This is a genomic window from Desulfovibrio sp. DV (assembly GCF_001936595.1).
Lineage (GTDB): Bacteria > Desulfobacterota > Desulfovibrionia > Desulfovibrionales > Desulfovibrionaceae > Solidesulfovibrio.
Genome location: NZ_MLBG01000024.1, coordinates 25,573 through 43,536 on the forward strand (window position 1 = coordinate 25,573; position 17,964 = coordinate 43,536).

Consider the following 17,964-nt stretch of genomic DNA (forward strand, 5'->3'; position numbering starts at 1 on the left):
GGCCTCAGACCAGGACCGCTGAGGACGCTTCCTCAAAGGTGGTCTTGCCTTCCAGTATCTTCAGTCGCGCGTCGTCCTGCAACAGTTTGAGGCGTCCCGAATCCGCAGCAAACCGGGTGATCTCCCGCGAGGTGCACCGCTTGGCCACCATTTCCTGGATTTCCTCGTCAATGACCAGGATCTCAAAGAGCCCCAGGCGTCCCTTAAAGCCTGAATCGCCACACTGATAGCACCCCCGGCCGCGCATGAATACGGCATCGGCGGTATTTTCCAGATTCCAGAAGCGAAGAATCTCCGGACGCGGCGTGTATGGTTCGGCGCAGTTGGGACAAATTCGGCGCACCAGACGCTGGGCGATGGAAACCATGAGGGTCGAAGACACCAGAAACGGCTCGATGCCCATGTCCATAAGCCGCATGACCGCACCGGCAGCGTCGTTGGTGTGGACGGTCGAGAGCACCTTGTGGCCGGTAAGCGCCGCCTGGGTGGCGATGGCCGCGGTTTCCGGGTCGCGGATTTCGCCGACCAGCACCACGTCGGGGTCCTGGCGCAGGGTGGAGCGCAGAGCGCTTGCGAAGGTCATGCCGGCCTTGCGGTTAAGCTGCACCTGCCGCACCCCCTCCATCCGGTATTCCACCGGGTCTTCCAGGGTGATGACGTTGATGTCCGGGCGGCTTATCTCCCGCAGCAAGGCAAAAAGCGTGGTGGATTTGCCCGAGCCGGTGGGACCGGTGGACAGAAACAGGCCATAGGGCTTGTCCACCACCAGCCGAATCTTGGCCAGATCGTCGGCGGAAAGGCCGAGGTCGGACAGGGCCAGCCCCCCGCCGCTCATGTCAAGCAGGCGCAGGACCAGATTTTCGCCGTAGATCGTGGGCAGGGTCGAGACGCGGATGTTTATTTCCTTGCGGTCGATGGCCACGGAAAACCGGCCGTCCTGGGGGATGCGGCTGACGGCGATGTCGAGATTGCCAAGGATCTTGATGCGGGAAATGATGGGCAGGATCATGGGTTTGGGCGGCGACGGCACGGATTTGAGCTTGCCGTCGATGCGCATCCGAATCTGCACCTGATCACGCTCGGGGCTGATGTGGACGTCGCTGGCCCCTTCGCGCACGGCCTGGGACAGAAGCGAATTGACGAAGCGCACCACCGGGGCCTCGCCGGCCATGTCTTCCAGGGAACTCAGCTGTATGTCCTCGGAGGCCCGGGACACGGCCGGTTCGTCGCCGTCGCGCATGGACTCGATGCTGTCGAGCACGCCCTCGCTGCCAAGGCCCATGCCGTAGACGGCGCTGGTCAGATAGCCCAGCTCCCGCTCGGTGCAGATAACCGGCTCTATTTCACAGTTCTTATAGATTTCAATATCTTCGATGGTGGCAATGTCCAGGGGATCGGGCATGGCCACGCGGATCAGGTTACCGACCTTGGACAGGGGCACGAGCTTGGCCCGAAGAGCCATTTCGGCCGGCAGGAGCTCGGCCAGATTGGAGGTCACGGGGTAGCGTTCGGGGGTGTACTTGGCCAGCCCCGTCTGCCGGCTGATGAGGTCGACGATGTCGGCTTCCTTGACCACGCCGTCGCGCAGCAGTTGCTGGCCAAGGCGCAGACCGCTGCGTTTGCCGGCGGCCAGACCCTGGCGCAACTGATCGTCGGTAATAAGGCCGGCGGCGACAAGCATCTCGCCCAGGCGCAAGCGTTTTCTCGGCTCCATGGTCGTCACGTCCTTCCCTTCCGGTAAAACCCCGCCACTAGGGCCGCATATCCTGCCGGACCTGGCCGGACACGGCCACCTGTCTGGCGGCGGACTGAGCAGGAGCGGCGATTTTCTGCGCTCCCGACCGGCCCGGCCAGAGGGAGATGTCGGTCAGGGCCGTGGTTCCGGCCGGATACCCGTCCACCACCGCGGCCTTGCCGGCCAGTTCGCGGGGCAGGCCGGCCAGGGCGATCTCGGCTTCCTGGCGGTTCTGGAACAGGATGGCCAGGACCAGATCGAACCGCAGGCCAAGGCCGGGCTGCAGGGTGCAATACAAGGACAGGCCAGGATCGGTGTCGCGCTGGCGGCCGATGAAGGCCAGCCCCTTGTCCAGGCTTTCCACGGTCCCCAGGCGGACCAGACAGGCCCCCTGGGGCAGCGGATCGGCCGGGATGGTCGGGAAGACGATGGGATCGCCGGCCCGCACCCGGTTGAAATCCATGCCCGGATTGGCCTTGGCCACGCGGGCCATGATGGCGCGGCGGGCATGCCCATAGATTCTGGCCGCCTGACGGGTGACCGCCCAGCCTGAGGGCACGGTGGTTTCGCCGAGAATCGCGGGCATGGCCGCAACCGTGGCCGGAGCCGGAGCCGCCTGCAACGTGTCGGTGTATTCCGGGGACACGATGATGACCTGCTCGACCGGTTCCGGCGGCAAGGCAGCGGCGGCCAGGGTCAGGGCCGCGCCAAGCCCCTGGACCGGAGCGGCGGCGGGCCGGGGGACGGCCGGGGCCGGGACAGCCTGGGCCGGCGTGGCCGCCACCGGAGCGGGAGCCCTGGGCGCAACGGCTGGCGAGGCCGGAGCGATGGCAGCAGCCGGGACAGAAGCCGCAGGCACAGCCGGCGTCTGCGGCGCGGCAGCCGGCAGGGCTGCGACCGCCGGGGCGGCCGGGATTGGCGTTACAGCCGCTTCCGGACGTTGCTGGCCATGGGCTCGGACCAGGGCGACCTCCCCGGCCTGGGGCGCACCGGCCGGGGCCGCGGCCGAAGCCGGGGCCACGGGCGCGGCAGGGGTGACGGCCAGGGGGGCAACGGCCGGCGAGGCCGCCACCTGCGGTGCAGGGGCAAGATCTTTTGCGGCCGGGGTGACAGCAGCCGGGGCGGGGGCCGGGGCCTTGGCAGCCTGGACCGGAGCCGGGGTTGCTGCGGCCGCCGCTGCCTTGGTGATCTGGCCATCAGCTTCGAGCGTTGCAGGCAGGGCTGCCGCAGCCACGGCCACGACCTGTTCTGCCTTGGGAGCCGGCAAGGAGGCGGAATTGCCGGGCTGGACCGGTGAAGCGGGCGCACCTGCGCTCACGACCGGCTTTTTCGCCGCTTCCGCAGCCTTGGCCACGGCCGGGCCGGCCGCCGGAGCCGTCGTTGTCTCGGTCAGGCCCAGGGCCTCTTCGCAGGCCGGCACCTCGGAGACAGCCGGCGAGGCTTTGGCTGTGGCCACAACCGGGGCCGGGGCACGCTGTGCAGCGGCGGCGCCGGAGGGGGCAGCCGGCTGGGGCGCGCCGGCAGGCGGGGCCGGCTCAAAGACCACGGAGGAAAGGCTCGTCTGCATCCGGCCCAGGGCGTCCAGGGCGGCCAACCGGGCGTCCGGCAGGGCCGGGCCGGCAAAATGGAGCGCCAACGCCGCCACAGAGCCGGCCGCCCCGGCCACGACCAGCCGGCGCAGCCAGACCCGGCCGACGCCGCGGGATTCCCGGGAAGCCCGGCCGACCAACCCCCAGCCGATGCGGCGTTTGCCAAAGCCCACGGCCAACAGCATGGACAGATGGCACAGCCGCACGATCTTTCGCGGATAGCCGCCGGTCAGCTTATGGATGCGCCGCAAGGCCAGCCGGGTGAAGATCGGGGGAATCCTGCCGTCCGGGGCACACAACAGCAGCCGGGTCTCGATCATGCGCCGGGTCTGCACCCGATCAAGGGGCGTCAGGCGATAGAGAAAATTCACCCGGTCCTCGAGGTTGGGCCGCTCGTGCAGGATCTCTTCGAACTCGGTCTGGGCAAAAATGACGATCTGCAGGAGCTTGTGGGCATTGGTCTCGAAATTGAGCAGTTCGCGCAAGAGTTCCAGGCACTCCGGAGTGATCTTCTGGCCTTCGTCGACGACCAGGGCCACGGTGCGACCGCCGTCCTGGCTGCGGGCCAGCAGCCCGGCCTTGAGGGCATCCTTGAGGAGCGCCGCGTCCCGGCCCTGGGCCGTCGTGTCCAGGCCAAACAGCCGGGCCAGGGACAAGAGGAATTCCGTGGTCGAAGGGCAGTAGGGATCATCGAGAAGATAGGCTTCGATGTCGCCTTCCTGGGCCAGCACACGGATCAGTTCGCGGCTGAGCGTCGTCTTGCCGGTGCCGACCTCGCCAAGCACCACATTGAGTCCCCGGCGCAGGCGCACGGCGATTTCCATGTGTTGCAGGCACTCCAGATGGGTCCTCGAGCGATACAGCATGTCCGGGTCAGGCGAGTTGGAAAAAGGTTCCCGCGTCAGTCCCAGGGCTTGATAGTAACTCATGACCGCCTCCTCCTGTCCTGTTGCCGGCTTGCCCGCCGGCCTGAAAGCGCACAATCCCTGCCATGGCCGACGCCGCCGGGGGGTGACCCCGGGCGTGTGGCCGGCCTGCCCCCGGTCATGGCCGCACCATGGCCGCCGAGGCCACCGGTGCCCCGGCCGGCCCGGCCGCCGCCGGCGTCGGCGCGATGGGCTTGTCGCGCAAAATCGTCGGCGTGACGAAGATGAATATTTCATTGCGCACGATGCTCGACCCCTTGGTCTTAAACGCCCAGCCCAAACCCGGTATGTCGCTTAAATACGGCACGCCGGCCTGGCTGTCGCTCACCTCATCCCGGGTCAGGCCCGAGATGACGATGGTGTCGCCGTCTTCCACCACCAGATTGGATTGGGTTTCACGCTTGTAGATGAGCGGGTTGCCCTGAACGGAATTGGCGGTATCGACCTGATCGTCCTTGACCAGGATCTTCATGCGCAGGTTGGTGCCGTCCACCACGTGGGGGAGCATTTCGAGCTTGAGGGTGGCATGGGCGAACTGCACGTTGGTGCCGTTTTGCGAAGTGGACACGTAGGGCACGTCCTTGCCGTTTTCGATGAAGGCCGAGACGTTTTCCATGGTGGTAATGGTCGGGCTGGACAGGATCTTGACCTTGTTTTCCTCGGCCAGGGCGGTGAGCTGGGCTTCCAGCACGTTGCCGGCGATATTGCCGAACAGGAAGTTGACGCCGGCACCGGCCGCGCCCAGGCCCGAAGCCGAGGTCAGGGCGTTGGTCAGGGCCGGGTAGTTGAGGCCAAAGCCCTGGCCCGAGGTGCCGCCCGGGAAGATGGGCGAGGCCGTGCTGGACAGCGCGGTGCTGCCGGTGGAAGCATTGGACGAGGCCCCGGTGGCACCGAGCACGGCGCTGGCCGCGGCGGCGGCAGCGATGTCGGAAGCTGTGGTTGTCGTGGTCGTGGTCGTCGAGCCGTCCGGGTTGACCGTGGTCGTGGTTTTCCCCGCAGCGGTCAAGGCGTTGTTGCCGGAGGCCTTAAGCGAACCGTTCGTCGTATTGCTGGTGGTGGCCGTATTGGACCCGGTATTGCCGGCCGTGGTCGAGGTGGTGGAGGTGCCGGTCTGGGCCGGAGAGATGCGCAGGTTGGAATTTTTCAGCAACCCGCCCCACTGCACGCCGAGCTGGCGGCCGGTTGTCTGATCGGTCTGGACGATGAAGGCCTTGAGCTTGACTTGCGGGCGCGGCTTGTCGAGTTCTTCAATAAGCGCCACCAGCCGTTCGGCATCGTTTGGCGGGCCTTGGATAATGATGGAATTGCTGTGCTGGTCGGGCACCACCGAACAGTTGAGCTGGCCGGGATGGCGGCTGCCACCGGGCGCGTTAATGCTCATGGCGTCGCCTGCGGCGCTGGTCGGGGTGATGTCCCGGGCGGTTTCGCCGGGTTTGTTCGCGGCGGCGGCGGCAGGCCCGGCCAGACCGGACTGGGCCGACGAGCCGCACATGGCGCTCAGCGTGGCGTAGATTTTGGGCAATTCGGCAAAATTGATTTCCACCCGGGCCATGACAAAGGGTTCGAGCTCCTTGGCCTTGGTCTTTTCGGCGAGCAGTTTGTTGCTCGCTTCCTTGAGCTTGTTTTGCTGTTCCATGTCGCCAAGCGTCATGACCTTGATGATGTCGCCGTCCACGGTATAGCTCAGCCCGTTGGCGGACAGGATGCTCGTAAAGGTCTCGTCCCAGGGGGCGTCGACGACGTTGACGTTGATGCGCAGGGTCTTTTCGCCGCCGGCCGTGCCGGGAATGGCCGAGGACAGCACCACGTTCTGGTTGGCTGCCCGGGCCATGGCCCGCACCACCGCCACCAGATCGGTGTCGTACATGCGAAGGGTCACCCGCTGCTTGGGCAACGCGCGCACCGGCTTGGTTTCAGCCTTTTCCTCTTTCTTGGGCGTGATGGCGACCTGGCTGAATTCCACTTTGCGCGGCCGGGCCACCGGGGAATAGCCCTCGGACATTTGCGCCATGGCGTCCCAATGCTCCATAAACGCATCCTTCTGGGGCTTTTTCACGCACCCGGCCACCACCGACAGCAGGACCGCCGTCGCCAACGCCGCCCACCCCATCCGGCCAAGCCGCCTTTTGCCCATGCCCATGCTTCGCATATTCCTCTCCCGTCCCGGCGCGTCTGCGACCAGGCTTATCGTCCCTGGGACTCCTGCCCGTCGTAGGGAAGCTCCAGCTTCTGGCCATTGGCCAGACTCTCCAGCGTCACCTTGTCCGGGGATACGGCGAGCACCTTGTAGCCACCGCCCTCCAGGCTGTCGCCGGCCTGGTATTCGTAGCCGTCAATGACCGCCAGCCGGCCCGATCCCAGCTCCACATAGCCGGTGAACCGGGGAGTGGCCGTGGGCTTGGTGGCCGCATTCCTGGCCTCCAGCGTTTTGTCGTAGAGCGCTTCGGCCCGCCAGGGTTTGTCGATGGCGGCCATGAGCGCCGATTCCGACTTGCCGGCCGTGGCCTGTCGGGTCAGGGCCAGGACGTCGTCCCGGATCTGCCCCACGGCCTGGGGCTGGGCCGTCTGGGGGGCTCCCGGGCTGCCCGGCCGGTTTGCCCCCCATAAACAGGGAGCCAAGGCCGATGACAGCCACGAGGCCGGTTACGGCCAAAATGATTTGTTCACGCCGGGTCATGGCGAAAGCTCCTTTCCAGGCGTCGACTCATTGCACGGCCAGCCAGCATTTCATGGTGTATTCCCGCCCCTCCCGGCCAAACATGGTGGTGGCGGACTCCACCTTGACCAGGGGGCCGAAGCCGCCCAGGGACAGCATGAACTGCCGCACCGCGTCGGGTGGCCCGAGAAAGGCCAGCCGCACGGCCACAAGTCCCTCCCGGGTCACCGACGAGGCGTCCGGGGAGACCGCGGTCATGCGCACCCCAAGCGGTTTGGCCAGGCTGTCGAACACGGCGGTCAGGCGCTCGACCTCGGCCAGAGGCAGTTTGCCCTGGCCGCCGACGACACCCACCGAACGCACCTTGGCCTGGGCCTCGGCCAGGGCCTTGACCACCGGCTCGAGCTGGTGGTTCAGTTCCATGGTGCTTCGCATACTCGCCACTTTGGCTGTCAAAGATTCCACTTCCCGGTATTCCGGCAGGAGGAACACCAGCACAAACCCGAGGGCCACTGCCGCGCCCACGGCCAGGGTGGCCAGGGTCCGGGCCGGCAGGGCGTGTCTGATTTCGGTCAGGGTCATGGCCGGACCTCCGAGAGGTTGAGCGTCACCACGAAGCGCAATGCCGTTGCGCCGTTTTCGAGGCTTTCAAGCTCATTGCGCTTGACCGACACGTCTTCAAACAGGGGGGAACCCTCCAGGGCCACCACGTAACTGGCCAGCATGGAGTCGAAAAGACGCGAATCCCCGGTCACCACGCCTTCCACCACCAGCCGCGACACCGGGGCGTTGGGGTCCTTGCCGCCCGGCGCGGGCTGGCCCGCCGGCTTGGCCGGATTGGCCGGGTTGGCCGGCTTCTCCACCGGTCCGCATTCCGCTGTCAGCGTCCCGAGCCGCACCCCTTCCGGAGCCAGGGCCAGGGCCTCTTCCCAGACACCGACAATCTGATTGCGCGAAATATAGCGCCGCATGGCCTCGACCTTGCCCCGCAGCTCCTGGGCCTTGTGCGACATCACCGAGGCATCGAGGCCCGAGCCGAACGCCGCCAACTGCCTGGCCAGGGCATCGTGTTCTTTCTCAAGCCCCTGGCGCTCGGATGCGGCTGCAAAGAAAAACAGCGCCATGCCGGCCAGCACCGCCGCCAGCCCGACCAGGGACCACTGTTCAAGCAGGCGCGAGGTGTGGACGGCCGCGCGATCCTTGTAGGTGACAAAGACGCTTGGCGTCGTGGCGCTGTCGGACAGGGCCAGTCCCAGGGCCTGGGTGAACAGCGTGGACGGGAGCGTGCGGCCAAGCGTGAGGTTGGGCGGCAGCCTTCGGCCGGACAATATATCCAGCGGCATGCACGGCAAGCCGATATTGTCGCGGATAAACTCAATAAAAAGCGCGCTGCCGCCAAGCACCCCGGACACCGTCAGCCGGGAGACCGGTTCATGGCCCAGGGACTCGCGGTAATGCTTGATGGTCATCTCCACCTGCCGTACCAGCCGCGAGGCCACCGGACGCAGCATCTCCATGACGTCCTCGACGGCCAGGCCGCTTCCCGGGTGGCATTCCTCCTCGGGCATACAGCCGTAGATCACCGCTTCAACCAGTTCACGGGCATGGGCGGGCTCTGCCGCCACGGTCGCACGGGAAGGCTCGGCCGGCTGCGGCTCGGGGGCAACCTTCGGGGGCTCGGGAACAGGGTCGAGCTCGAGAATAAGCCCGGTGTCATGTGGGCCCAGGGCATCGAGGTCGAGCACCATCTCCTCGCGGGGCCCCGGCGGCACCGGGGAGGTGCTCCGGCCGGCAGGAGCGGGGGGGGCGCTTGGGCTGACTGCGCCGCGCGACTCCAGGGACTCGAGCACGGCCTGCTCCATGCCCGACATGGAGGTCTTGATGACCCGCACGAACATGAGATTGCCGTTGCTGAAAATTTCCAGACGCGACCAGTGCTGGCCCACGTGCAGGTTGGCCACGGCCCCGGCTGCGCCCTCGGTAAGAACGCGCCGCCGAAACAGGTTCTGGTGGGCAAAGGGTTCAAGCGTCAGCCCGGCCAGCGGGAATCCGGCCTTGGCGAAATCGTTGCGTATGACGGCCACTGCGTCGCGCGGCGTGGTATAGGCCATGGCCCCCAGGCGCGTCGCCCCTTTTTCGGCCACCTCGCCCCGGCGTTCGAAGTCAAAGACCACCCCGGCCTCGTCAAAGCCCATCTCTTTTTTGGCCGTCCAAAAGACCGCGTTGTCCACCTGCCGCGACGCCACTTTGGGGATGGTCAGAAACTGGAGGTTGGCCCGGGCACTCTGGGTCGCCGCCCAGATCGAGGGAATCGGGCCGGGACCGCACACGGCCTTAAGGGCCCGCCCCAACAGTTCGATAAAGGCCTGGCTGCCCGGCTCCACCCCGGCCGGAATGGGGGTCACCTCGGTAGCCAGCACCTCAAATCCGGCGTCATGGCCAAGAATCTTCACGCACACCAGTTCGGACTGGGAAATATCCACGCCGACATGGGTTTTCTTGCCCAGGGAGAACAGGGAACGCCGGGGGCCGGCCGTTCGGACAACAGCCTTGCCACCCGCCTTGCCCCCAGCCCTGGAGACAAGCTTGGCGGCAACCGAGGCTGCAACCGAGGCTGCAATCGCGGCCGGAGCCTTGGCTGCAAGCTTGGTCGGAACCTCGGCTGCAAGCTTGGTCGGAACCTCGGCGGCAGGCTCGGTCGGTGTCGCAACGGCAGCCTCGGCCGGGACCTCGGCGGCTATCGCAGTTGCAGCCTCGGCATCGACCTCGGCCGCAAGCTCGGCAGCAGCCGCGGCCGGGATGTCGAAAGCAGGTTCTGTCGGAAGCTCGGCGGCGGCGGCGGGCGGAACCTCAAGTTCAAGCGCTGTCGGAACTGCGGCGGCGGCCGCAGGCGAAACGTCGGCAACGACCTCGGCCGGAAGTTCGGCAACGACCTCGGCCGGAAAGTCGAAAGCAAGCTCAATCGGAGCCGCGGCAACGACCTCGGTCGGAAGCTCGGTCGGGACAGCGGCCGGGACGTCGGCAGCAAGCTCGATCAGAAGCTCGGCCGGAAGCTCGGCAGCAGCCTCGGCCGGGAAGTCGAAAACAAGATCGGTCGGAGCTTCGGCAACAACCTCGGCAACGCCTTCGGCCGGAAGCTCGGTCGGGACCGCGGCGGCAACGGCAGGCGGGACCTCAAGTCCAAGCTCTGTCGGACGCTCGGCGGCACTCTCGGCCGGGAGTTCGGCAAGAATCGTATCCGGCCCCTTGAAAGAGGGCTCGGCCGGAGCCTGGGCCGCAACTGCAGACGAAGCAGCCGGGGCAGCCACGGGCGCAATCTCCGCTGCGGCCTCAGGGACAACCGCAGCCGGGATTTCGACGGCAGGCTCGGCCGGAGCCGCAACCGGAGCCCGGGGCGCGGGCGTCGGGACCGGTTTCACCACGGCCCCCGCTCCCGACGGCTTGCGGATCAGGTCCAACAACCGTTGGCTCGGCGTAATTTTGTCTTCCTTGGCCACCGTGTCTCTCCCGTTGCAGTGCACTATCGCCCGAGTCTCTGCCGCGACCGCGCAGCCAAATCGTCTGCGGGAGGCCGGCACCAATACCTGATCCCGGCCATACCACCCCGCCCCTGTCCGGGGCGCGACCCTAGCCCTGCAAACGCGTCATCCGCACCACTTCATCGTGACAAATTCGCCAGCTCCGCCCGACCTTGGCACCGCGAAGTTCATTGCCATTTAAGAACTTGCGCACCGTCTGGTCACTGCACTTGAGCAGTTTGGCCACTTCCCGGACCGTGTACGTCTCCTTCACTTCCGTCTCGCGCTCGTACATTTCGCATCACTCCTTGTCGTTAACGAACGATAAATACGATGGCGTCCGGCCCAAAAAAAATGGACCTGTCCGGGGGTCTGCCCCCGGCAATCGGACTGCGGATGTTTCATTTTCTTGTTCATCGGTCGCCCTCGTTTCATTTCGTCAAACGGTTTGACGGTCCTTCCCACCGCCAAACGTCCCGGAATCCCTCACCCGACATATCCCGGATTCAGACCCGCAACGCTTCTGGCCCTGGCTTTACAAGACCCGTGCCCGGGACGCCCCTCCGGGATGATTCCAATGCCGGGCACTTCCATGCTAGCGTCGGCCATCCTGTCGCCCCAAGGAGCGCCGGCCCATGGCCCAACTCGACGCCTTTTTCAAAATGCTCAAGGATACAGGAGCCTCGGACCTCCATCTGGCCAGCGGCTCCCAGCCGATGTTGCGCCTTGGCGGCCGGCTGGAACGTATCAAATACAAGGTGCTCGAAGAGGACGAACTCAAAAACCTGCTCTACGAAATCGCCCCGGAACGCCTGGTTGCGGTGTTCGAGGCCACCGGCGACCTGGATTTCGCCCACGCCGCCCCGGGCATCGGCCGGCTGCGCTGCAACTACTTTCGCCAGGAACGGGGCGTGTCGGCCGCCTTCCGGGCCATCCCGGAAACCGTGCCCACCCTGGCCGACCTCGACCTGCCCGCCATCCTCGGCGAACTGGTCATGCGGCCCAAGGGCCTGATCCTGGTCACCGGCCCGACCGGCTCGGGCAAATCCACCACCCTGGCCGCCATGCTGCGCCACGCCGCCGACCACCGGCGCGACCACATCATCACCATCGAAGACCCCATCGAGTTCGTCCACACCTCCTCGGGATGCCTGATCAACCAGCGTGAGGTGGGGCGCGACACCCGCTCTTTTGCAACGGCCCTGCGCGGCGCCCTGCGCGAGGACCCGGACATCATTCTCGTTGGCGAAATGCGCGACCTGGAAACCATCGAACTGGCCCTGGAAGCAGCCGAGACCGGCCATCTGGTGCTCTCCACCCTGCACACCGTGTCGGCTGCCAAGACCATCGACCGGGTCATCGACGTCTTTCCCGGCGACCGGCAGGCCCAGATCCGCTCGGCCCTGTCCGAATCGCTCTCCGCCGTCATCTCCCAGACCCTGCTGGTGCGCGCCGACGCCCCGGGCCGGGTCCTGGCCATGGAGCTGCTCCTGGCCAACACCGCCGTTCGAAACCTCATCCGCGAAAACAAGATCTTCCAGATCAGTTCCATCCTGGAGACCGGCAAAGCCCAGGGGATGCGCCCGCTGGATGAATCCCTGCTCGAACTGCTGGCCGCCGGGCGCATCACCCCGGCCGATGCCTGGCGAAACGCCGCCAACAAGACCCGTTTTGCCGAAATCGCGCCCAAGGCCGGGGAGGCCTAAGCCCCGTGCCCCGTCGCCTCCTCGACGCCGTGGTCGGCCAAGCCCTGGCCGGCGCGCCCAAAGCCTCGGATTTCCTGTTCCCGGCCACCGGCCCGGCCGGGGCCCTCCTGGACGGAGCCTTTGTCCCCCTGGCCCTGCCCGGCGTGGCCGGCCGCCTCACCCCGCACCAGACCGCCGTCCTGGCTCGGGGCCTTGTGGGCGACGATGCCCGGCTGCTTGCCGATCTTCGCCGCCGGGGCAGTTGCGACGCCAGCTACCGCCATCCCGGCGGCACGCGGTTTCGGGCCAACATCCACCGGGCCGGCGATTCCATCGGCCTCGTCCTTCGCCGCCTGCCGACCCGCCCGGCCAGACTCCGGGATCTGGACCTGCCGCCGGTGCTCTCGCGCCTGCCGGCCCTGGCCGACGGACTCGTGCTGGTGGTCGGGGCCACGGGCTCGGGCAAATCCACCACGCTTTCCGCCCTGGCCGCCGCCATCCTGGAGAGCCGGCCGGTCCATGTGGTGACCCTCGAAGACCCCGTCGAATGCCTGCTGCCGCCGGGCCCGGGCGTGGTCAGCCAGCGCGAGCTGGGCACGGATTTCCCGGATTTTGCCGAAGGGCTGCGCGCCGCCCTGCGCCAGGCCCCGCATGTCATCGTTCTTGGCGAGGCCCGGGACCGCGACACCGTGGATGCGGCCCTGGCTGCGGCCGAAACCGGCCATCTGGTCCTGGCCACCCTGCACACCGCCGACTGCGCCGGAGCCATCGAACGCGTGCTGGCCTTTTTCGGACCGGCCGAGGAAAAGCTGGCCCGCAGCCGTCTGGCCGGCTGCCTGCGGTATGTCGTGGCCCAGCGCCTGCTGCCGCGCCTTGGCGGCGGGCGGGCCGCCTCGGTGGAAGTGCTTTTTGCCAACCTGCGGGTGCGCGAGCGCATTGCCGGCAGCCAGGAATCGAGCCTGGGGTTTGCCGACATCATCGAACAGGGCGCGCCCCACGGCATGGTCGGCTTTGACGCGGCCACAGCCGCCCTGTTCGGGGCCGGGGTCATCAGCGAGGAAACCGCCCTGGCCAAGGCCTCCGACCGGGCCGCCCTGGCCCGGGCGCTCGATGCCGTCAAAGCCTCGCGCGGCCTGCCCGTCTCGGACATCGCCGGCCTGACCCTGGAGGGTTCATGACCGCCCAGCCCATGGTCATCGCCTGCCCCTGCGGCGGGCACAGCTTCACCCTGGCCGCCGACACCCTGCCGGTTGGCGGCCGGGCCGCCTTCACCTGCCCGGCCTGCGGACTGCGGCGCACCTGCGTTCGCACCGAGCGCGGCGTGGTGGTGGACGACCGGCCCACCCCGGACCTGGCGGCCGGGCCGTTGCCGCAGCCGCCCGTTTCTCCGGCTTCGCCGCCGACACCGGAACAGGCGTCCATGGCCCGGCCGGCCGAAGCCCTGCCCCTGCCCGTGGCCGACGAGCTGCCCCTGCCAAGTCCGGTGCCGCCGGCCGTCCGGATCGCCCTGGCCTTGGTGGGTGATAGCGACTGGGCCGCCGCCCTGGAGCGCGCCCTGCCGCCGGGCTGGCATGTCCTTTGCCCCGGAACCGCCAATCAGGCCCTGGCCGATTTCCTGGCCCTGGCCCCGGGCGTGGTGCTGCTCGATGCCGGCGAGGCCGGGCGGGCGGTCCGAGCCGCAGCCGACGCCCTGCCCGGCCGCAGCCGCGAGGCTCTGGCCCTTCTGGCCCTTGTTCCCAGCCCCGAGGCCGAGGCCATGGCCGCCTTTGCCCACAGCGCCGATGCCGTGCTCGACAACCGCGACGTCGGCACCAAGGCCGAACGCCTGCAGGCCGCCCTGGCCCGCATTGCCGCCCTGCCCTCGCTTTTTACCGGAGCGCGCGCCTGACCATGGACCGCATCACCGCCCTGCTCGTGCATCCCGATCCCGGAGTCCGCACCGCCCTTCGCCAGCAACTGGCCCGGGTGGATTTCATCCGGGTGCTCGGCGAGGCCGCCGATGCCTACGAGGCCTCGGAACTGTTGCGGGCCATTCCCTACGGGCTGCTTTTTTGCGGGGTGGAGCTTGGCGGCGAAGTCGGGGGGTTTGAGCTGGCCGAAGCGCTTGGTGCCGCCAAACGCCAGCCCGGATTGGTCTTTATTGCCGATGACGAAGCCCGGGCCTTCCGGGCCTTTGAACTCGGGGCGGCCGATTACCTGCTGTGGCCGTTTACGCCCCAGCGTTTCGCCCAGACCCTGGAGCGACTGGCCCGCTACCGCCCGGCCTTTCGCGAGGCCCCGGCCCCGGAATGGCGGGCCGCCTCGGCCCCGCGCGACACCGACGACGAGGCCGAGGACGAGGAAACCGTGCGCCTGCCCCTGGAAGAGGAGGAAGAGGACCGCTTCCTCTCGGCCTTGCGCCAGGCCTGGGACCCACGCCACGAGCGGCCGGTGGACATCGAAAAGCTGCCCATCACCCTGGACGGGCGCACCATCCTGCTGCCCTACACCCAGATTCTTTTTATCGAGGCCTACGAGGATTATTCCTTCGTCCACACGGCCGCCCAAAAGCTTCTGACCTCGTATCGCCTGAAAAATCTTGAAGAACGGCTGCGGCCCCACCGCTTTTTCCGGGTGCACCGCAAATATCTGGTCAACCTCGATCAGGTGACCGAGATCGCCACCCTGCCCGGTGGCAATTTCATGCTGCGCACAGCCGGCAAAACCCGCATCGAGCTGCCTATCGGCCGCCGCCGCATTGGCGAGCTGAAGCAGATACTCGGTTTGTAATGGGCACGCCGCCCTGCCAAGGAGGAGAACCGATGACGCCGACCGGAACGCTGGATGCCCTGCTCGTGGAACAACGGGTATTTCGGCCGGCCCCGGCCACGGTCATCGAGGCCAACGTCAAGCCGCACGAGCTGGCCGAGGCCAACCGTCTGGCCGAGTCGGACCATCTGGCCTATTGGGAAAAGGCCGCTTTGGAACTGGAGTGGCACCGCAAATGGGATGCGGTCCTGGACGAATCCCAGGCCCCGTTTTACCGCTGGTTTCCCGGAGCGCGCGGCAACATCGCCCACAATGCCCTGGACCGGCATGTCAGCGCCTGGACCAAGAACAAGCTGGCGCTCATCTGGGAGGGCGAGGCCGGGGATTGCCGCAAATTCACCTATTTCGAGCTCTACCGCGAAGTGAACCGGCTGGCCGGGGCCTTGCGCGCGCTTGGAGTCTCGCGCGGCGACCGGGTGTGCCTCTATATGCCGCCCATTCCCGAGACGGTCGTGGCCATGCTGGCGGCGGCCAAGATCGGGGCGGTGCATGTCTTCGTCTTTGCCGGGTTTTCGGCCAAGGTGCTGCGCGAACGTTTAAACGACTGCCGGGCCAAGGTGCTCATCACGGCCGACGGGTTTTACCGGGGCGGGCGGCTCATCAATTTAAAGACCGTGGTGGACGAGGCCCTGCCCGGAGTCCGGGGCGATGCGGCCGAAACGGTGGTGGTGGTGCGGCGCACGGGTGACGACATCGACATGCAGGAGCCGCGCGACCTCTATTACCACGATCTGCTGCGCCAGGAATCGCCCGAGGCGGCGACCGAGATCATGGAGGCCGGCGATCCGCTCTTCTGGCTGCACACCTCCGGGTCCACCGGCAAGCCCAAGGCGGTCATCCACGGCCACGGCGGCTATATGGTGGGGGCGCATCACACCTTCCGCACCATCTTTGACATCAAGCCCACCGACATCCATTTCTGCACCGCCGATCCGGGCTGGATCACCGGCCACACCTACGGCGTCTACGGGCCGCTTTTAACCGGGGCCACGGTCATCCTGTATGAAGGCCACCCGCTCTATCCCCAGGCCGACCGGCTGCCGAGCATCATCGAGCGCTACGGGGCCACCATTTTCTACACCACGCCAACGCTCATTCGTATGCTCATGCGCTACGGGCCGCAGTATCCCAAAAAGCGCGACCTTTCGACCCTGCGCCTGCTTGGCAGCGTGGGCGAACCGCTCGGACCCGAGGCCTGGATGTGGCTGTACAAGCATTTCGGCGGCTCCAAATGTCCGTTGCTCGACACCTGGTGGCAGACCGAGACGGGCATGGCCATGATTTCGCCCATGCCGATCTCGGTTTTAAAGCCCGGTTCTGTGGGCAAGGCCTTGCCGGGCATCGAGGCCGACGTGGTGGATGCGGCCGGGCAGAGCGTGCCGCCGGGCCAGGGCGGCTACCTTGTCGTCAAGAAGCCCTGGCCGGGGATGCTCCTTGGCCTTGAGGGCGACGCCGCCGGCTATGTGTCGGCCTATTGGGAAAAGATTCCGGGCATGTACTTTGCCGGCGACGTGGCCAGACGCGATGAGGACGGCTATTTCTGGATTCAGGGCCGGGCCGATGAGGTCTTAAACATCGCCGGGCACCGGGTGGGCACGGCCGAAGTGGAAGCGGCGCTCACCTCGCACCGCTTTGTCACCGAAGCGGCGGTGGTCGGCCTGCCGGACAAGATCAAGGGCGAAGTGGCCAAAGCCTTTATCATCCCCGATCCCGGCTGGATTGGCGCCTTTGCCGACGCCGACGCCTTTGGCGCGGACCTGCGCAGCCATGTGCGCCGCGAACTCGGGCCGATCGTGGTCTTGCGGGCGGTGGAGTTGCGCGACGCGCTGCCAAGGACCCGGAGCGGGAAGATATTGCGGCGGCAGTTGCGGGACGAGGAGTTGGGGGAGGGAGGGGAAGGCGTCGCTGCGACGATTGATTGAAAGTAAATTCACTCATTCCAGACGTACCTGAGTCATGCCATGAACATCATGAAATACAAAGATTTTATAGGCGAATTCGAATACGACGCCGAAGGCCGCTGCTTCCATGGCCGGGTCGTCAATATCCGCGACACCGTGACCTTCGAGGGCGCGTCCGTGCCCGAACTTGAACAGGCCTTGGCTGATTCGGTGGAAGACTATCTGGAATTTTGCCGCGATCTCGGCCGCGAACCGGACAAGCCCTTTTCCGGCAAATTCAACATCCGCCTGACGCCGCAAAACCACCGACTGGTGGCCACCGCGGCCAAGGCGGTCGGCAAGAGTCTCAATGCCTTCGCCTCCGAGGCTCTGGAACGCGAGGCCCGGGCCTTACTCGGGTAGGACGGACACGGCCGGTTCCATGGGCGAAAAAGCTCGTCACCCCCGCCCGGCTTCCTGTCCCTTGTGCACGGCGTCATAGCCCAGGCAGGCCAGACCGACGGTCTTGGGGATGAGTCGTTCGCCCTTGTCGTAATAGGCCACCGTGCGCGGGGCCAGCCCCAAGGCCTTTGCAGCGGCGGCCAGGGTCAGGTGGTGGCGCTTTCGCCACTGCGTAAACTGCTGCGCCGGCATGATCTCGCCGGCTTGGGCCAGGGCCAGAAGCCGCACGTGGTCGGTCGGCATCTCCAGATCGTCGCCGAAATCAAGCGTCCAGCCGTCCTCGCCAACCGCGACCCGGGCAAAACGCTCCGGCGCGGCAAGAGCCGCATAGGCTGCGAAACGCTTGATCGGCTCGGACAGATCAACCTCGGCGGCAAAGCCGTCCGCCCAGACAACCCGTGCCCGAAGCGGCCTGCTGCCGCAAGCGACCGACACAATGGGGACCAGCAGCGTCACTGCATTTTTCTTCGGCATATCAGTATCCTGCCCGTATCGCCCGCCAAGCGGCGGCAATCTCGCGTCTATTCCCGATGCTCCGACCATCTACCACCAGCCGCAAAAAAGCCGCAACCGGGTTCGACGCCGCATCCTCCCCAGCCAAGATGGCGGCAAACCCGATTGTGGCCTTGAAAAACTCCGTCGCTCCCCCCCTCGCTCCCTGTGCGGGGGTCCGGGGGGATCATCCCCCCGGCGGGGTTTGGGGCA

14 protein-coding genes are annotated in these 17,964 nt (G+C 66.8%); 6 read left to right on the forward strand and 8 right to left on the reverse strand.

From position 1 onward, the window contains the following. Positions 1-4 precede the first annotated feature (4 nt). From DVDV_RS08000 to DVDV_RS08030, 7 genes are all read right to left on the reverse strand, one after another. On the reverse strand, positions 5-1,714 hold the full coding sequence (locus DVDV_RS08000) for a GspE/PulE family protein (protein ID WP_075354159.1): 1,710 nt from the start codon (positions 1,712-1,714) through the stop codon (positions 5-7). A gap of 37 nt (positions 1,715-1,751) precedes the next feature. After that, a complete protein-coding gene (locus tag DVDV_RS22185; protein ID WP_075354160.1) occupies positions 1,752-4,253 on the reverse strand; it encodes an ExeA family protein in 2,502 nt (833 codons plus the stop codon). Between the two features lie 115 nt (positions 4,254-4,368). Beyond that, a complete protein-coding gene (locus DVDV_RS08010; protein WP_083634706.1) occupies positions 4,369-6,399 on the reverse strand; it encodes a secretin N-terminal domain-containing protein in 2,031 nt (676 codons plus the stop codon). A 35-nt stretch (positions 6,400-6,434) separates the two neighbouring features. Continuing rightward, complete coding sequence (locus tag DVDV_RS08015) at positions 6,435-6,797, reverse strand: hypothetical protein (RefSeq protein ID WP_254845306.1); 363 nt, start codon at positions 6,795-6,797, stop codon at positions 6,435-6,437. Between the two features lie 157 nt (positions 6,798-6,954). Continuing rightward, the gene (locus DVDV_RS08020; RefSeq protein WP_075354161.1) at positions 6,955-7,488 is read right to left on the reverse strand and encodes a hypothetical protein; all 534 of its coding nucleotides are present in this window, start codon (positions 7,486-7,488) and stop codon (positions 6,955-6,957) included. After that, on the reverse strand, positions 7,485-10,328 hold the full coding sequence (locus tag DVDV_RS08025) for a hypothetical protein (protein ID WP_139311559.1): 2,844 nt from the start codon (positions 10,326-10,328) through the stop codon (positions 7,485-7,487). The genes DVDV_RS08020 and DVDV_RS08025 overlap by 4 nt, the downstream gene beginning before the upstream one ends. 205 nt (positions 10,329-10,533) lie before the next feature. Next, positions 10,534-10,719 carry a helix-turn-helix domain-containing protein gene (locus DVDV_RS08030; protein WP_075354163.1) on the reverse strand — a complete coding sequence of 62 codons (186 nt, stop codon included), beginning with the start codon at positions 10,717-10,719 and terminating at the stop codon, positions 10,534-10,536. A 340-nt stretch (positions 10,720-11,059) separates the two neighbouring features. Between DVDV_RS08030 and DVDV_RS08035 the strand changes: the two genes are divergently transcribed. From DVDV_RS08035 to DVDV_RS08060, 6 genes are read left to right on the forward strand one after another with little or no spacing between them, the layout of a single operon-like run. Next, positions 11,060-12,130 carry a type IV pilus twitching motility protein PilT gene (locus DVDV_RS08035; protein ID WP_075354164.1) on the forward strand — a complete coding sequence of 357 codons (1,071 nt, stop codon included), beginning with the start codon at positions 11,060-11,062 and terminating at the stop codon, positions 12,128-12,130. Positions 12,131-12,135: 5 nt separating this feature from the next. Beyond that, positions 12,136-13,287 (forward strand): type IV pilus twitching motility protein PilT, encoded by a 1,152-nt coding sequence (locus DVDV_RS08040; protein ID WP_075354165.1) that lies wholly within the window; start codon positions 12,136-12,138, stop codon positions 13,285-13,287. Further along, positions 13,284-13,997 carry a hypothetical protein gene (locus DVDV_RS08045; protein WP_075354166.1) on the forward strand — a complete coding sequence of 238 codons (714 nt, stop codon included), beginning with the start codon at positions 13,284-13,286 and terminating at the stop codon, positions 13,995-13,997. The genes DVDV_RS08040 and DVDV_RS08045 overlap by 4 nt, the downstream gene beginning before the upstream one ends. Before the next feature lie 2 nt (positions 13,998-13,999). Further along, on the forward strand, positions 14,000-14,878 hold the full coding sequence (locus DVDV_RS08050; RefSeq protein WP_075354167.1) for a LytTR family DNA-binding domain-containing protein: 879 nt from the start codon (positions 14,000-14,002) through the stop codon (positions 14,876-14,878). Between the two features lie 32 nt (positions 14,879-14,910). After that, positions 14,911-16,839, forward strand: a complete 1,929-nt coding sequence (acs, locus tag DVDV_RS08055; protein ID WP_075354168.1) for an acetate--CoA ligase — start codon at positions 14,911-14,913, stop codon at positions 16,837-16,839. A 39-nt stretch (positions 16,840-16,878) separates the two neighbouring features. Next, positions 16,879-17,220, forward strand: coding sequence for a type II toxin-antitoxin system HicB family antitoxin (locus DVDV_RS08060; protein WP_083634707.1), 342 nt, complete (start codon positions 16,879-16,881; stop codon positions 17,218-17,220). Positions 17,221-17,256: 36 nt separating this feature from the next. Here the strand turns inward: DVDV_RS08060 and DVDV_RS08065 are convergent, their stop codons facing one another. Further along, positions 17,257-17,733, reverse strand: coding sequence for a hypothetical protein (locus DVDV_RS08065; RefSeq protein ID WP_083634708.1), 477 nt, complete (start codon positions 17,731-17,733; stop codon positions 17,257-17,259). Positions 17,734-17,964 lie beyond the last annotated feature (231 nt).

Bases quoted from the DNA above. Each gene is read 5' to 3' on its own strand.
- acs (WP_075354168.1), top strand. From the start codon at position 14,911: ATGACGCCGACCGGAACGCTGGATGCCCTGCTCGTGGAACAACGGGTA.
- DVDV_RS08010 (WP_083634706.1), bottom strand. From the start codon at position 6,399: ATGCGAAGCATGGGCATGGGCAAAAGGCGGCTTGGCCGGATGGGGTGG.
- DVDV_RS08045 (WP_075354166.1), top strand. From the start codon at position 13,284: ATGACCGCCCAGCCCATGGTCATCGCCTGCCCCTGCGGCGGGCACAGC.
- DVDV_RS22185 (WP_075354160.1), bottom strand. From the start codon at position 4,253: ATGAGTTACTATCAAGCCCTGGGACTGACGCGGGAACCTTTTTCCAAC.
- DVDV_RS08065 (WP_083634708.1), bottom strand. From the start codon at position 17,733: ATGCCGAAGAAAAATGCAGTGACGCTGCTGGTCCCCATTGTGTCGGTC.
- DVDV_RS08020 (WP_075354161.1), bottom strand. From the start codon at position 7,488: ATGACCCTGACCGAAATCAGACACGCCCTGCCGGCCCGGACCCTGGCC.
- DVDV_RS08035 (WP_075354164.1), top strand. From the start codon at position 11,060: ATGGCCCAACTCGACGCCTTTTTCAAAATGCTCAAGGATACAGGAGCC.
- DVDV_RS08030 (WP_075354163.1), bottom strand. From the start codon at position 10,719: ATGTACGAGCGCGAGACGGAAGTGAAGGAGACGTACACGGTCCGGGAA.
- DVDV_RS08060 (WP_083634707.1), top strand. From the start codon at position 16,879: ATGAACATCATGAAATACAAAGATTTTATAGGCGAATTCGAATACGAC.
- DVDV_RS08050 (WP_075354167.1), top strand. From the start codon at position 14,000: ATGGACCGCATCACCGCCCTGCTCGTGCATCCCGATCCCGGAGTCCGC.
- DVDV_RS08000 (WP_075354159.1), bottom strand. From the start codon at position 1,714: ATGGAGCCGAGAAAACGCTTGCGCCTGGGCGAGATGCTTGTCGCCGCC.